Source organism: Terrabacter sp. Ter38 (assembly GCF_024519435.1).
In the GTDB taxonomy this organism is placed as follows: Bacteria; Actinomycetota; Actinomycetes; order Actinomycetales; family Dermatophilaceae; genus Terrabacter.
The window spans coordinates 409,517-424,693 of sequence record NZ_JALJRZ010000001.1 but is presented as its reverse complement, the minus strand read 5'-3'; the positions used below and the strand labels follow the sequence as shown (position 1 = coordinate 424,693).

The 15,177-nt window shown below is 71.2% G+C and carries 15 protein-coding genes; 13 read left to right on the top strand and 2 right to left on the bottom strand.

Annotated elements, in window-relative coordinates:
• Nucleotides 1-50: 50 nt before the first annotated feature.
• The 3 genes from hrcA to NR112_RS01965 all read left to right on the top strand — a co-directional run bounded on the left by hrcA (nt 51) and on the right by NR112_RS01965 (nt 3,072).
• Nucleotides 51-1,094, top strand: coding sequence for a heat-inducible transcriptional repressor HrcA (gene hrcA, locus NR112_RS01975; protein WP_256792300.1), 1,044 nt, complete (start codon nt 51-53; stop codon nt 1,092-1,094).
• A gap of 82 nt (nt 1,095-1,176) precedes the next feature.
• Nucleotides 1,177-2,310 (top strand): molecular chaperone DnaJ, encoded by a 1,134-nt coding sequence (gene dnaJ, locus NR112_RS01970; protein ID WP_020142578.1) that lies wholly within the window; start codon nt 1,177-1,179, stop codon nt 2,308-2,310.
• Between the two features lie 18 nt (nt 2,311-2,328).
• Nucleotides 2,329-3,072: a 16S rRNA (uracil(1498)-N(3))-methyltransferase gene (locus NR112_RS01965; protein ID WP_256792299.1), complete on the top strand. Its 744-nt coding sequence runs from the start codon at nt 2,329-2,331 to the stop codon at nt 3,070-3,072.
• A 148-nt stretch (nt 3,073-3,220) separates the two neighbouring features.
• Here NR112_RS01965 and NR112_RS01960 read toward each other — a convergent pair whose 3' ends face one another.
• Nucleotides 3,221-4,414, bottom strand: coding sequence for a Gmad2 immunoglobulin-like domain-containing protein (locus NR112_RS01960; RefSeq protein ID WP_256792298.1), 1,194 nt, complete (start codon nt 4,412-4,414; stop codon nt 3,221-3,223).
• Nucleotides 4,411-5,058 carry an RNA polymerase sigma factor gene (locus NR112_RS01955; RefSeq protein ID WP_256792297.1) on the bottom strand — a complete coding sequence of 216 codons (648 nt, stop codon included), beginning with the start codon at nt 5,056-5,058 and terminating at the stop codon, nt 4,411-4,413. Before NR112_RS01955 ends, NR112_RS01960 begins: the two co-directional genes overlap by 4 nt.
• A 163-nt stretch (nt 5,059-5,221) precedes the next feature.
• Between NR112_RS01955 and NR112_RS01950 the strand changes: the two genes are divergently transcribed.
• The 10 genes from NR112_RS01950 to NR112_RS01905 all read left to right on the top strand — a co-directional run bounded on the left by NR112_RS01950 (nt 5,222) and on the right by NR112_RS01905 (nt 15,164).
• Nucleotides 5,222-5,581, top strand: a complete 360-nt coding sequence (locus NR112_RS01950; RefSeq protein ID WP_256792296.1) for a histidine triad nucleotide-binding protein — start codon at nt 5,222-5,224, stop codon at nt 5,579-5,581.
• Complete coding sequence (locus tag NR112_RS01945) at nt 5,578-7,110, top strand: peptidase S10 (protein ID WP_256792295.1); 1,533 nt, start codon at nt 5,578-5,580, stop codon at nt 7,108-7,110. The genes NR112_RS01950 and NR112_RS01945 overlap by 4 nt, the downstream gene beginning before the upstream one ends.
• A 13-nt stretch (nt 7,111-7,123) precedes the next feature.
• Complete coding sequence (locus tag NR112_RS01940; RefSeq protein ID WP_256792294.1) at nt 7,124-8,323, top strand: PhoH family protein; 1,200 nt, start codon at nt 7,124-7,126, stop codon at nt 8,321-8,323.
• Nucleotides 8,320-8,787, top strand: a complete 468-nt coding sequence (gene ybeY / locus NR112_RS01935; RefSeq protein WP_256792293.1) for an rRNA maturation RNase YbeY — start codon at nt 8,320-8,322, stop codon at nt 8,785-8,787. The genes NR112_RS01940 and ybeY overlap by 4 nt, the downstream gene beginning before the upstream one ends.
• 19 nt (nt 8,788-8,806) lie before the next feature.
• Entirely contained in the window at nt 8,807-10,120 is a 1,314-nt protein-coding gene (locus NR112_RS01930) for a hemolysin family protein (protein ID WP_256792292.1), read from the top strand.
• Nucleotides 10,101-11,075, top strand: coding sequence for a GTPase Era (era, locus tag NR112_RS01925; RefSeq protein ID WP_256792291.1), 975 nt, complete (start codon nt 10,101-10,103; stop codon nt 11,073-11,075). Before NR112_RS01930 ends, era begins: the two co-directional genes overlap by 20 nt.
• A gap of 155 nt (nt 11,076-11,230) precedes the next feature.
• Nucleotides 11,231-11,374, top strand: coding sequence for a hypothetical protein (locus NR112_RS01920; RefSeq protein WP_256792290.1), 144 nt, complete (start codon nt 11,231-11,233; stop codon nt 11,372-11,374).
• Nucleotides 11,371-11,634 carry a hypothetical protein gene (locus tag NR112_RS01915; RefSeq protein ID WP_256792289.1) on the top strand — a complete coding sequence of 88 codons (264 nt, stop codon included), beginning with the start codon at nt 11,371-11,373 and terminating at the stop codon, nt 11,632-11,634. Before NR112_RS01920 ends, NR112_RS01915 begins: the two co-directional genes overlap by 4 nt.
• Before the next feature lie 197 nt (nt 11,635-11,831).
• The gene (gene leuA, locus NR112_RS01910; RefSeq protein WP_256792288.1) at nt 11,832-13,577 is read left to right on the top strand and encodes a 2-isopropylmalate synthase; all 1,746 of its coding nucleotides are present in this window, start codon (nt 11,832-11,834) and stop codon (nt 13,575-13,577) included.
• A 48-nt stretch (nt 13,578-13,625) separates the two neighbouring features.
• Nucleotides 13,626-15,164 (top strand): hypothetical protein, encoded by a 1,539-nt coding sequence (locus NR112_RS01905; RefSeq protein WP_256792287.1) that lies wholly within the window; start codon nt 13,626-13,628, stop codon nt 15,162-15,164.
• Nucleotides 15,165-15,177 lie beyond the last annotated feature (13 nt).

The following is a 15,177-nucleotide window of genomic DNA, read 5'->3' as shown; positions in this document are numbered from 1 at the left end:
ACTTGGCACTCGTCGATCGAGAGTGCCAGACCCGTGAAGGAGGGGACGCGATGAGCGAGGACCGCAGGCTGATGGTGCTGCGCGCGATCGTGCAGGACTACGTCCAGACCTCCGAGCCCGTGGGGAGCCGCGCGCTCGTCGAGCGCCACCACCTCGGCGTCAGCGCCGCGACCGTGCGCAACGACATGGCCCTGCTCGAGGAGGAGGGCCTCATCCACGCGCCGCACACGTCGGCCGGGCGCGTACCGACCGACGCCGGCTACCGCGTCTTCGTCGACCGGCTCAGCGCCGTCAAGCCCCTCGGGTCGGGCGAGCGCCGGGCCATCGGCCAGTTCCTCGAGGGCGCCGTCGACCTCGACGACGTCGTCGACCGCACGGTGCGCCTGCTCGCGAGCCTGACCCGCCAGGTCGCCGTCGTGCAGTACCCCTCGCTCACGCGGTCGACGGTGCGCCACATCGAGCTCGTGCCGATGGGGTCCTCGCACCTGATGATCGTGCTCATCGTCAACACCGGTCGCGTCGAGCAGCGTGTCGTCGACACGGGCCGCGTGCTCTCCGACGGCACGGGCGAGTCGCTCGTCGCCACGATCCGCGCGCGCATCAACGAGGTGGCGGCCGGCGTCCCGTTCACCGTGGCCGCGACCCGCCTTCGCCGCCTCGTCGACGAGGCCGACGAGGCCGACCGCGCCGCCATGGAGGCCGTGGTGTCGGCGCTCGGCGACGCGCTCGTCGAGGAGCGGGAGGAGCGCGTCGTCCTCGCAGGGCAGTCGAACCTCGCGCGCGCCGGCACCGACTTCCCCCGCACCATCGGCCCGATCCTCGAGGCACTCGAGGAGCACGTGACCCTGCTGCGGCTGCTCGGACAGCTCGGCGACGACCCCGAGCTCGTCTCCGTACGCATCGGCTCCGAGAACCCCGTGACCGGCCTCCAGTCGACGTCCCTCGTGTCGATGGGCTACGGCTCCGGCGCCGAGCGAGTCGCGAGCCTCGGAGTGCTCGGGCCGACCCGCATGGACTACCCCACGACCATGGCCTCGGTCCGCGCCGTCGCGCGGTACGTCTCCGAGATCCTCGACGAGAACCAGGCCACCTGACCCACCTGCAGCACAGCGGCCAGTCCGCCGGCGCAGCGCCGCGCCGGAACCGAAAGCACCACGTACCAAAAGGAATCTCAGCTTGAACGACTACTACGCCGTCCTCGGGGTCTCGCGCGACGCGAGCCAGGAGGAGATCAAGAAGGCCTACCGTCGACTCGCCCGCAAGCTGCACCCGGACGTGAACCCCGGCGCCGAGGCCGAGGAGGAGTTCAAGCGGGTCTCGCAGGCCTACGACGTGCTCTCCGACCCGCAGAAGCGCCAGTCCTTCGACATGGGCGCCGACCCGTTCGCCTCGGGTGGCGGTGCCGGTTTCGGTGCAGGACAGGGCTTCTCGTTCAGCGACGTCATGGACGCCTTCTTCGGCGCGGGCGCCCAGGCCGGCACGCGCGGACCCCGGGCGCGCGTGCAGCGCGGCCAGGACGCGCTCGTCCGCCTCGACATCGACCTGTCCAAGGCTGTCTTCGGCTCCGAGGAGGAGCTGACGCTCGACACCGCGGTCGGCTGCAAGCGCTGCGACGGCGACGGCGCCGAGCCCGGCACCGGTCGCCAGACCTGCCAGATCTGCAAGGGTGCCGGTGAGGTGCAGCAGATCCAGCGGAGCTTCCTCGGCCAGGTCATGACCTCGCGCCCGTGCGTCAACTGCCAGGGCTACGGCTCGACCCTCACCGACCCGTGCCACGACTGCTCGGGTGACGGTCGCGTGCGCACCCGTCGCTCCCTCAAGCTGAAGGTGCCCGCGGGCGTCGACACCGGCACCCGCATCCAGCTGACCGGAGAGGGCGAGGTCGGCCCCGGCAACGGACCCAAGGCCGACCTCTACGTCGAGATCCGTGTCGTCAACCACGACACCTACACCCGTCGCGGTGACGACCTGCACTGCAACGTCGAGCTGCCCATGGCCGCCGCCGCGCTCGGCACGAGCTTCAAGCTGTCGACCTTCGACGGCATGCAGGACCTCGAGATCAAGCCCGGCACGCAGAGCGGTGACGTGCTGACCCTGCGCGGTCTCGGCGTCACCCACCTGCGCCACGGGGGTCGCGGCGACCTGCTCGTGCACGCCACGGTGCAGACGCCCACCCGCCTCACCGAGGAGCAGCGGGAGCTGCTGCACCAGTTCGCGACCCTGCGCGGCGAGGAGCGGCACGAGGGTCGTCTCACCCCGGCCAACAAGGGGCTGTTCGGCAAGCTGCGCGACGCCTTCAAGGAGAAGTGACCCCCACGTGAGTGCCCGGTGACCCACCAGCTCTTCCTCGGCGAGCCCTCCGCGGTCGCCGGGGCTGAAGTGGGGGCGTCCGTGCTCCTCGAGGGTGACGAGGGGCGCCACGCCGCGACGGTCGTGCGCATCCGCCCGGGTGAGCACTACTTCGTCGCCGACGGGGCGGGCCGGCGCGTCCTGCTCGAGGCCACCGACGTCGACCGGGGGTGGGTCCGCGGACGCGTGGTCGAGGTCAGCGAGGAGGCCGAGCCCGCCCCACGCCTCGTCCTCGTCCAGGCGCTCGCCAAGGGCGACCGTGACGAGCAGGCCGTCGAGGCCGCCACCGAGCTCGGTGTCGACGAGGTCGTGCCCTGGCAGGCGGAGCGATCCGTCGTGGTCTGGCGCGGAGACCGCGCCGCCAAGTCGCTCGCCAAGTGGGCCGCGGTCGTGGCGCGGGCGACCAAGCAGTCGCGCCGGTCGCGTATGCCGGTGACGTCCCCTGCTGTCGGGCTCGCTCCGCTCGTGGCCCGTGTCGGGGAGGCGGCCCTCACGCTCGTGCTCCACGAGGGCGCCACCGAGCCGCTCGCCTCCGTCGAGCTGCCCGCGTCGGGCGACGTGCTCGTGGTCGTCGGCCCGGAGGGTGGCATCACGGACCGCGAGATCGAGGCCCTCACGGTCGCCGGGGCGCGTCCGGTCCGGCTCGGGTCGACGATCCTGCGGGCGTCGTCCGCCGGGCCCGCCGCCCTCGCCGTCCTCAGCGCACGCACCCGCTGGACCTGACGGCATACGCGCCCTGGTGCGAGGTGATCTCGTCACGGGGTGGATGCCGAGATCACCTCGAACCGGCCGAATCCGTTCCCGGTTCGAGGTGATGTCGTCAGGGGCGTCGGTGCCGAGATCACCTCGAACCGGGAAGTAGCGGATCCCGTCAGCGAGCGGTGACGGGGACGAGCTGCTCCGCGACCGGCGACCCGTCCTTCGCGCTGCTGGCGAAGACACGGACGACGTAGGCGCCCGGCGTCAGCGACGTCTTCGTGGTGAACCGGTACGTGCCGCGGTCCGGGGCACCTGCCGAGGCCGTCGTGAAGCCGTGGTCGACGCGCTGGCCGTCGCGGAGGAGCTCCCACTCGACGGTGGCCTCGAACGTGCTGGCGACGCCCGTGACGGTGAGCCGTGCGCCGGCCCTGACGGCGGAGCCCCGGGCCGGCTCGTCGACCCAGACGGGTGCGACCTGCTCGAGGACCGTCATCGGGTCGGTGGGCCGCGTGAAGGACGCCGAGACCGGGTGGCCAGGTGAGACCTCGCTGCCGCCGTCCGCGAGCTCGAAGCGGACGGGCAGCACCGTGCCGAGTGCGGCCTGGACGGTCCAGACGAGCTGTTCGGTCGCGAGCGACGCGGAGGAGGTCGTGCCGGACGAGAGCCGGACGGTGATGGCCCCCGAGGTGAGCGCCACCGACTCGGCGGTCACGCCGGACCACGCGGTCTGGTAGCTGCTCCCGGCCGGTGCCGGTCCCATCGCCAGGCGTAGCGCGGACAGCCCCTTCCCGCCGACGACCGACGGCGACGGGACGCTGGTCGACACGAACTCGCGGAAGAGGCGGAGCTGGTCGCTGCCGGCCACGACGGGGCCGAGGTAGTAGACCGGCACGGTCGCGATCGTGGTGGCCGGAGGCGGGACCGCGGTCGTCGCCGGGGAGGTCGGCGGCTGCGCGGTCTGCGTCGGCACGCTCGACGGTGCGCCGGACGACGTCGGGGACGACGCCCGCGCGGTCGACGTGGCCACGGCGGTCGGGGTCCCGGCGACCGGCGGCGTCGGCGCAGGCGGCCGGTTCACGGCCCAGACGGTGCCGGCGACGAGGACGGCCGCGGCCGCCGCCACCGCTGGCACGAGCCACCGGTGGCGCCGGGACCCCGAGCCGTGGCCGGTGCCGGTGCCCCGAGAAGACTCGTCCGACGCGTGGGCGTCGGCGAGGATCGCGCCGAGGCGGTCGGTCGGGGTGATCGACCGCGCCTCGGCATCGAGAGCGCGGCGCACCCGGTCCTCGACGGGGCGCAGGCCGGCACCGATGAGGGTCGGCTCCTCGTCGGGGGTCTCGCCCGGTCGCGTCGGGTCGGTGTTCATGACAGCTCCAGGGGGTCGATGGTGCGGCGCAGGGCTGTCAGGCCGCGGTGGGCGTGGGTCTTCACGGCGCCGGGGGAGATCTCGAGGGCGTGGGCGATCTGGGCCTCGGAGAGATCGGAGTAGTAGCGCAGCACCAGCACCTCCCGCTGGCGGGACGGCAGGGTGCGCAGCGCGTCCAGGACGGCGTCGCGGTCGGCCGTGTGCAGCACCTGGGTCTCGGCGCTGCCGTGGCTGCCCCGTCCGGGGGCGTCGGCAGCGGCCGCGTCGCGGACGTTCTGGCGGTCGACGACGACGGTGTGCCGCTGCACCGACCGGCACCCGTTGACGACAGCGGTCTGGAGGTAGCCGACGACGCGGCCGCCGTCCCGGATCGCCGACCAGCTGCGGTGCGTCGCGACGAACGCGTCCTGCACGACGTCCTCCGCAGCGAGCTGGTCGCGCAGCAGCAGCCAGGCGAGACGGACGAGGCGGTGCCAGTGCGCGTGGTACAGCTCGGTGATGGCCACGTCGGGGTCGGTCGGCAGCTCGGACCCGCCGGGGGTGACCACCCCCGCGGCGTCCGGGGCGGGAGCCCCACCACCGCCCGTGGCGGGACGACCAGCGGCCCCGGAGGCCGCGGGGTCGCTGAGCTGGCCGGCCGGCATACCCAACGTTCTCACGGACAGATGACGCGCAACGGGAGCACAGGGTTGACACGTCGGCGACAGAAATGTCCCAGATGTCCGGCCGTGCTCCGCGACCGCGTCGTGCAGCGCCGCGCCGGGCCGGACGGGTGCGCGCCGACCACGTCCTGCCTAGGGTGCAGTCATGACCTCGCAGACCCCCAGTGACTGCCTCTTCTGCAAGATCGTCGCCGGTGAGATCCCGTCCGACCGGGTCGCCGAGAGCGAGCGGTCGATCGCCTTCCGCGACATCAGCCCAGCCGCCCCGGTCCACGTCCTCGTCGTGCCGAGGCGCCACGAGCCGACGGTCGGGGCCCTGGCAGCGGCCTCCGCTGACGACCTCACCGACGTCTTCCGGCTCGCGGCCCGCGTGGCCGAGCAGGAGGGCGTGGCCGACGCCCACCGGATGATCGTCAACACCGGCAGCGGCGCCGGCCAGACCGTCTTCCACGCGCACGTCCACGTGCTCGGGGGCGCGGCCTTCACCGAGGGGAGGATGGTGTGAGCGAAGAGAGCCCCACCACCGACGAGAAGACCTCCGCGACAAAGGGATCGGCGGACACCGAGCCCAAGGCCGCTGACGCCGAGGCGAAGCCGGTCGACCCCGTCGACGACCTCGTGACGACCCACCACACGCTCAAGGTCGGCCGACGCCGGCTGCGCTACACCGCGACGACAGGGCGGGTCGTGCTCCGCGAGGAGGAGCACAAGGACGGCACCTTCGGCGGCCACAAGGCGCGCGCGGAGCTGTCCATGACGAGCTACGTCCTCGACGACGCCGATGCGCGCTCACGTCCGGTCACCTTCGCCTTCAACGGTGGTCCCGGCAGCTCGAGCGTCTGGCTCCACCTCGGCCTGCTCGGCCCGCGCCGCGTCGTCAGCGGTGACGTCGGTGCTCTCGAGCCGCCGCCCTACGACCTCGTCGACAACCCCGAGTCCCTCCTCGCGGTGAGCGACCTCGTCTTCATCGACCCCATGTCCACCGGCTACTCGCGAGCCGTGGAGGGCGGCAAACCGGGGGACTACCACGGCTACCAGAAGGACATCGAGTCCGTCGGCGAGCTGATCCGGCTCTGGACCTCGCGCCACGGCCGCTGGATGTCGCCGAAGTTCGTCGCAGGTGAGTCCTACGGCACCCTCCGCGGCGCGGCGCTCGCCGAGCACCTCCAGTCCCGCTACGGGATGTACGTCAACGGGATCGTCCTCATCAGCAGCGTCCTCGACCTCAGCTCGGTCGACTTCGAGAACCAGCGCAACGACCGCGCGCACGCGCTCTACCTGCCGACGTATGCCGCCGTGGCCCACTACCACGGCAAGCACGGCCGCCGCTCGCTGCGGTCCGTCCTCGACGAGGCCGAGGCGTATGCCGGCCGCGACTACCCGTGGGTGCTCTCGCGTGGCCACCGGTTGACGAAGGCCGAGCGCGCCGAGGCGGTCTCGACCCTGGCCCGGCTCTCCGGGCTGACCGAGGACTATGTCGACCGAGCCGACCTGCGCATCGAGCACTGGCGCTACTTCACCGAGCTGCTGCGCGACGAGCGCCTGTCGGTGGGTCGCCTGGACGCCCGGTTCACCGGACCGGCCGCCGCAGCCATCGCCGAGAACATGGACGCCGACCCGTCGCACGACGCCATCGCCGGCCCCTACGCCGCGGCCTGGAACCACTACGTCCGCGACGAGCTCGGCTACGTCAGCGACCTGCACTACGAGCAGATCTCGCGTCTCGTGCACCCGTGGAGCTTCAAGGACTTCGAGGGGCGGCCCATCGACGTGTCCCCGAAGCTCGAACGCGCGATGCGCCAGAACCCGCACCTCAAGGTCCACATCGCCTACGGCTACTACGACGGCGCCACGCCGCACTTCGCCGCGGAGGACGTCGTGGCCCACCTGCAGCTGCCTGCCGACCTGCTCGCGAACGTCGAGCACGCCTACTACGAGGCGGGCCACATGATGTACGTCCACGAGCCGTCACGCGTGCAGCAGAGCAAGGACCTGGCGGAATTCGTGGTGAGGAGCTCGGGCCGCGACACGTAGACTCGTCACCACGATGAATGACGCGCAACCTCGACCATCCTACAGCGACGGCCCTGACGCCCCTGACGGCACGCAGCTCCCCACGGGAGCCGAGAGCGGCGGAGACGCGCCGGTGCTGACCCGGCAGATCCCGCCGCCGATCGAGATGGTGACGCTCCTCGGCCCCCGGGACGAGCTGCTGCGCACCATGGAGCGCCAGTTCCCCCTCGTCGACACGCACGTGCGCGGCAACGAGATGACCTTCGCGGGGCCGGCCGGGGAGCTCGAGATCATCGACACCCTCCTCGACGAGCTGCTGACGATCGTCGCGACCGGCCAGCCGCTCAACCGCGACGCCGTCGAGCGGTCGATCTCGATGCTGCGCGGACAGACCTCCGAGCGGCCGGCCGACGTGCTGACGATGAACATCGTCAGCAGCCGCGGTCGCACGATCCGCCCCAAGACGCTGAACCAGAAGCGCTATGTCGACGCCATCGACGAGCACACCGTCGTCTTCGGCATCGGCCCCGCCGGTACCGGCAAGACCTACCTCGCGATGGCCAAGGCGGTCGCGGCGCTGCAGGCCAAGCAGGTCAACCGCATCATCCTGACCCGTCCCGCCGTCGAGGCCGGTGAGCGTCTCGGCTTCCTGCCCGGCACGCTCAACGACAAGATCGACCCCTACCTGCGCCCGCTCTACGACGCGCTGCACGACATGGTCTCGCCCGAGACGATCCCGCGGCTCATGGCGTCGGGCACGATCGAGGTGGCCCCGCTCGCCTACATGCGCGGTCGCACGCTCAACGACGCGTTCATCATCCTCGACGAGGCCCAGAACACCTCGAGCGAGCAGATGAAGATGTTCCTCACACGTCTCGGCTTCGGCTCGAAGATGGTCGTCACGGGCGACATCACCCAGGTCGACCTCCCCGGTGGCACCCGGTCGGGTCTGCGCGTCGTGCGCGACATCCTCGAGGGCGTCGAGGACGTCCACTTCGCCGAGCTGACCTCGCACGACGTCGTGCGCCACCGACTCGTCAGCGCCATCGTCGACGCCTACGAGCGCGACGAGGTGCGTGCCGAGCGTCGGGCGCGGGCCCGAGCCGCGTCGGGCGACCATCGTGACCATCGCGGGTCGCGACGTCCCTCCGAGCGTTCCCCTGACCGGGGGTCCGACCGCGACGACCGCGATGACCACGGCGGCCGTCGTAACGCCACGGAGGCCGGCGCGTGAGCATCGACGTCCTCAACGAGACCGACCACGACGTCGACGAGCTCGAGCTGCTGGCCTGCGCCGGCTACGTCATGGCGCAGATGCGTGTCCACGCGCAGGCCGACCTCTGCATCAAGCTCGTCGACGAGGACGCCATGGAGGTCCTCCACGTGCAGTGGATGGACCTGCCCGGGCCCACCGACGTCATGAGCTTCCCGATGGACGAGCTGAGACCCGGTCGCGAGGGCCAGGAGCCCGAGGAGGGCACGCTCGGCGACATCGTGCTCTGCCCGTCCGTCGCGACGAAGCAGGCGCTCGATGCCGGTCACGCGCCGATGGAGGAGATGCTGCTGCTCACGACGCACGGCATCCTCCATCTCCTCGGCTACGACCACGCCGAGCCGGACGAGGAGCGCGAGATGTTCGAGCTCCAACGTCAGCTGCTGCTCACCTTCCTCGCGACGCGCAACCGCCCGAGCGCCTGACCGCGGACGAGAGACCGAGATGTTCCCGCAGTTCGCGCTCCCGGCCCTCATCAGCATCGTCGTGGCGTTCCTGCTGTCGGCCGCAGAGGCAGCCATCTTCCGCATGTCCCGCGTGCGCGCCCATGAGCTGTTCGAGGAAGGGCGGTCGGGCGCCAAGTCGCTGATCACCGTGGTCGGTGACTCACCGGCATACCTCTCGGTCATCGCTTTCCTGCGCGTCGTCGCCGAGGCCACCGCGGCGGTCCTCGTCACCCTGGCCGTCGCCGGGCGGTTTGAGTCGACGTGGAGCCGCGCCCTCATCAGCATCACGATCATGGCCGTCGTGTCGTTCGTCGTCGTCGGCGTCTCGCCGCGCACCCTCGGCCGGCAGAACTACGACACGGTCGCGCTGTGGAGCGCCCCCTTCGCCGTCGGCCTGCGCCGCGTGCTCGGGCCGGTGGCCAAGCTCCTCGTCGTCCTCGGCAACGCGGTCACGCCCGGCAAGGGATACACCGACGGCCCGTTCCAGACCGAGTCCGAGCTGCGCGACCTCGTCGACATGGCCGGTGACTCCGACGTCATCGAGGCCGACGAGCGCGAGATGATCCACTCGGTCTTCGAGCTCGGCGACACCCTGGCCCGCGCGGTGATGGTGCCGCGCACCGACATGGTCGTCCTCGACGCGGACAAGACGCTGCGCAGCGCGATGTCGCTCTTCCTGCGCTCAGGCTTCTCCCGCATCCCGGTCGTCGGCGAGGACAGTGACGACGTCCGTGGCCTGCTCTACTTCAAGGACGTCGCCCGCAGGCTCAACGCCGCCCCGGAGGACGGCCGCCACCCCGCCACCGAGGTCATGCGGCCCATGCACTTCGTGCCCGAGAGCAAGCCCGTCGACGACCTGCTGCGCGAGATGCAGCGCGACCAGAACCACTTCGCCATAGTCGTCGACGAGTACGGCGGCACCGCCGGCCTCATCACGATCGAGGACATCATCGAGGAGATCGTCGGTGAGATCGCCGACGAGCACGACCGTGAGGCTCCCGGCGTCGAGCAGCTCGAGGACGGCACCCTGCGGGTGCCGGCGTCGATGGACATCGACGACCTCGCCGAGCTCTTCGACGTCACCATCGACGAGGAGGACGTCGACACCGTCGGTGGCCTCCTCACGAAGGTGATCGGACGGGTCCCGATCGTCGGGTCGTCCGGTACGGTCGCTGGGCTGGAGCTGACGGCCGAACGCATGGCCGGACGCCGCCACCGCGTCGCGTCGGTCATCGTGCACCGGGCCTCGGTGCCGGAGGACGACGCGGCGTACACCGAGACGGAGGACGCCCATGGGCACCCAGGACGCTGACCCGACGCACGGCGACACCTCGGCCTCCGGGACGACCGACCGATCCGCCGACTACCGGGCCGGATTCGCCTGCCTCGTGGGGCGGCCCAACGCGGGCAAGTCGACGCTGACGAACGCGCTCGTGGGCCAGAAGGTCGCCATCACGAGCTCCAAGCCGCAGACGACCCGCCACACGATCCGGGGCGTCACGACGACCGCCACCGCCCAGCTGATCCTCGTCGACACCCCCGGTCTCCACAAGCCGCGGACCCTCCTCGGCCAGCGCCTCAACGACCTCGTCCGCGAGACCCTGCTCGAGGTCGACGTCATCGGCTTCTGCCTGCCGGCCGACCAGCGCATCGGTCCCGGCGACACCTTCATCGCCCACGAGCTCGCCGAGCTGCGCTCGGTCCGGCGCCGCCCGGTCGTCGCCATCGCGACCAAGGCCGACGCCGTCGACCGCGAACGGCTCGCCGAGCACCTCATCGCGATCGACCAGCTGGGGGAGTGGGACGCGATCATCCCGTGCTCCGCCGTCTCCGGGAGCCAGGTCGAGGAGGTGCGCGACGTCCTCGCGTCCTTCCTGCCCCGCTCGCCGCAGCTGTACCCCGACGGGATGCTCACGGACGAGCCCGAGATGGTCATGATCGCCGAGCTCGTGCGCGAGGCGGCGCTCGAGGGCGTGCGCGACGAGCTGCCGCACTCGCTCGCCGTCGTCGTCGAGGAGATGGTGCAGCGCGAGGGCCGGCCCGACGACAAGCCGCTGCTCGACGTGCGCGTCAACGTCTTCGTCGAGCGCCCCAGCCAGAAGGCCATCGTCATCGGACGCGGCGGGTCCCGGCTGCGCGAGGTCGGCACGAACGCCCGCAAGGGCATCGAGGCCCTTCTCGGGCAGAAGGTCTATCTCGACCTCCACGTCAAGGTGGCCAAGGACTGGCAGCGCGACCCCAAGCAGCTCCAGCGCCTCGGCTTCTGATCCAACGGACGTCGACCGCGCACGTTGCTGAGCCCAACGCTGCGGTGCCCGCTCAGCCGAGTGGAGTGCGTGCGTGGCGACGCCGGCGCACCGGGCTGGCACGAGTCCGCCTGTAGGCCGGCGTGCGGTCCTAGACTCCCGGCAAGGAGGCCGACATGTCTGAGACGGCTGCGCACGACCACGAGCTCGAGGTCCTCGAGGAGGACCAGACGGTGCCCCCACGTCCGGAGGAGCAGATCGCGGACGCCCGCGAGGAAGCCCCCGAAGCCGACGCATCTGACCCCACCTCCGCGCCGTGACGGAGGACCCCTGGGGACTCCACGAGCCACCTGCCACCGCCGAGGCGGACCTCGAGCCGCTTCCCGGGGTCCTTACCGAGATCCCTCAGGCGCTCGACTCAGGTGACCGGCTGCCCGCCCCCGAACTGGGGCACCTCGACGCGCCCGGATGGGCGGCGATGGGCTCGGACCGCGACGACGTCAACTACGGCGTCGTGGACCCGCCCGGCACACGCGGAGGTGTGGCGCACACCGGTCCGGACGGCATCCCGTATCCCTGACGAGACCCGTGTCTCACGATCCGGGCAGCGGTCCCGAGGGGTGGACGCGAACGGAGCACCCGGCATACGGTGAACAGGTGCGAGCGGTGAGCCTCCTTCTTCTCTGCCGCGGCGAGGCCTGACCCCGGCCCTCCTCGTCGCGGAGTTTCCCGTGTCCGGCCGGACACCGAGCGAAACGCAGACGAGAGAGTGACGCGATGATCCACCCCCAACAGACGTCGGGAATGCCGTTCCAGAAGTACGTCCCCTTCCACGAGCAGATCCCGTTCGAGCTCCCGGACCGCACGTGGCCGACGAAACGCATCGAGTCGGCCCCGCGCTGGTGTGCCGTCGACCTGCGCGACGGCAACCAGGCGCTCATCGACCCGATGAACTCCGAGCGCAAGCTCCGGATGTTCCAGCTGCTCGTGAAGATGGGCTACAAGGAGATCGAGGTCGGCTTCCCGTCGGCGAGCCAGACCGACTTCGACTTCTGCCGCGAGCTCATCGAGGGCGGACACATCCCCGACGACGTGACGATCCAGGTGCTGACGCAGTGTCGCGACCACCTCATCGAACGCACCTACGACGCGATCCGGGGCAGCAAGCAGGCCATCGTCCACTTCTACAACTCGACGTCGGCACTGCAGCGCAAGGTCGTCTTCGGCCTCGACCAGGACGGCATCATCGACATCGCGGTCCAGGCCGCGCGCCTGTGCAGGAAGCTCGAGGAGACGATCCCCGACACGACGATCTACTACGAGTACTCGCCGGAGTCCTACACCGGGACCGAGCTCGACTTCGCGATGCGGATCTGCAACGCCGTCGTCGACGTCATCGACCCGACGCCCGACCACAAGATCATCGTCAACCTGCCGGCGACCGTCGAGATGGCGACGCCCAACGTCTATGCCGACTCCATCGAGTGGATGATCCGCCACCTCGAGCGCCGAGAGTCCATCGTCGTGAGCCTGCACCCTCACAACGACCGCGGCACCGGTGTGGCCGCGGCCGAGCTCGGCTACCTCGCCGGCGCCGACCGTATCGAGGGCTGCCTCTTCGGCAACGGTGAGCGCACCGGCAACGTCTGCCTCGTCACGCTCGGGATGAACCTCTTCGGCCAGGGCATCGACCCGCAGATCGACTTCAGCGACATCGACGAGGTACGCCGCACCGTCGAGTACTGCAACCAGCTGCCCGTGGGCGAGCGCCACCCCTACGGCGGCGACCTCGTCTTCACCGCCTTCTCCGGCTCGCACCAGGACGCCATCAAGAAGGGCTTCGAGGCCATGGCGTCCGAGGCCAAGGAGAAGGGCACGGGCATCGACGACCTCGTCTGGGGCGTGCCCTACCTCCCGATCGACCCGCACGACCTCGGCCGCTCCTACGAGGCCGTCGTCCGCGTCAACAGCCAGTCCGGCAAGGGCGGCGTCGCGTACATCATGAAGACCGAGCACCAGATGGACCTGCCGCGCCGGCTGCAGATCGAGTTCTCGGGTGTCGTCCAGCGCGGTGTCGACCAGGACGGCGGAGAGGTCGCACCCGCCGACTTGTGGGCGAGGTTCCAGGACGAGTACCTCCCCGACCCGACTCGCGCGTGGGGTCGCTTCGAGCTCGTCAACGTCGTCACCGACTCGACCGTCGACGGGGCGAGCACGATCGAGGCGACGGTCCGCGACGGCGGCGGGTCCCTGACCGTCACCGGCACGGGGAACGGCCCGATCGCGGCGTTCGTCGACGCCCTCTCGACCGTCGAGGGCACCCCTGACGTCCGCGTCCTCGACTACGCCGAGCACGCCCTCTCTGCTGGTGGGGACGCCCGCGCCGCGGCCTACGTCGAGTGCGCCGTCGGCGACCGCGTCCTCTGGGGCGTCGGCGTCGACCCGTCGATCGTCACGGCGTCCATCAAGGCGATCGTCTCGGCCGTCAACCGCGCCCACCGTGACGCCGTCCCGGCCGCCTGATCGGACGCCTGATCGGACGCCCATGCGGGTGGGGTAGCGTCTGGCGCCATGGAGTCCCCGGTCGGTCGAGCACTGCTTCGACTGGCCGGGGTCTCTCTCGTAGCGGTCGCCGTCGTCGGTCTCGTCGCGCCCCGACCCGTCAACGTCGAGCACCGCTGGCAGGTGGTGGTGCCCGTCACGCTCGGGCTGCTGCTGCTCGCTGCGGTCGTCCGCTTTCCCGGGTGGGCGAAGCGGCGCTGGGTGCCTCTGGTGATCGCGGTCGGCGGAGGCGTCGTGGCGACGCTCGTCGGCCTCATGACGCGCTACCGCTACGGCTGGGATGCGCGGCTCGTGATGGGCATGGCGCGCCGCCTCCAGGCAGGGCAACCGCTCAGCCAGGGGGAGTACGACTACCTCTCCCTCTACCCCAACAACCTCCCACTGCTCGCCATCGACAAGATGGGCGTCGCTGTGGGACAGGCATTCTCGCTCGCACCCGACGCCGTCCTCATCACGCTCAACGGGATCTGTGTGGGCCTGACGCTGTACGCCGTCCATGACCTCGTCGTGCGCGTGGCGGGTCGAGGTCCTTCCGTCGGGGCCCAGCTCGCGACCCTCGTTCTCGTCGGCACGAGCCCGTGGCTGGCGGTGCCCTACACGGACTTCTACGCGATGCCGTTCGTCGTCGGGGGAGTGGCCCTGGCCGTCCGGGCCATGACCCCGCGGCCGCGCACCGGACGAGTCGTCCTGTGGCTGCTCGCGGTCGCGTCGGTCACGGTGGCCTACTCCATCAAGACCACGCCGGTCGTCATCGCCATCGCGGCGGTCCTGACGGCCGTCGTGGCGATCTTCGACCACGACCTCCTCCCCGCCCGCCGCGCGCGCGTCATCGTCGCCTGCGCGGCCTCCGCCCTCGCGTTCGTCGTCCTCGGGGTGGGCCTGGGCGCTGCGGCCACGACGGCCTCCGGCGTCGACTCCACGCGCATCGACACCGCGGTCTCGCCCCCGATCCTCTGGTGGGTCGCGCTCGGCGCCGACGAGCAGCACTCGCGCACCGGGGCGGTCGCCTACGGGGCGTACTCACGGGAGATGGTCCACGCCCTGGCGGGGCGCAGCCAGGCCGAGATGAAGGCGTATGCGGCAGGCGTCCTCGCAGACAGGTGGGCCGAGCGAGGTCTCGGCGGCACGCTCGCCTTCTACGGCAGCAAGGCGGCCTGGAACTGGGGCGACGGGATGTTCTGGGCGTGGGGCGAGGGCCCCGACTCGCTGCCCGGCACGCTCGCGCCGGCGACCGGCGTGACCGGGATCGTCCACGACCTCAACGGCTTCCACGGGGCGGCCTACCAGCTTCGGGCCGACGTGAGCCAGGCGCTGTGGCTGGCCGTGCTGCTCGTGGCCGGCATCGGGCTGCTTCGGGCGCCCTACCGGCGGGAGACGCTCCTCGTCGCGGCCTCGGTGCTCGGCATCGCTGCCTTCACGCTCGTGCTCCAGGGACGGTCGCGCTACCTCTTCGCGTTCGTCCCCCTCGTCGTGGTGCTGGCCGCGATGGTCCACGCCTGGCTCCCGGTCCCGAGGCGAGCGCGACGCCTCGGTCGCCGAACTGGCTGAGCCGTCCGCCCTG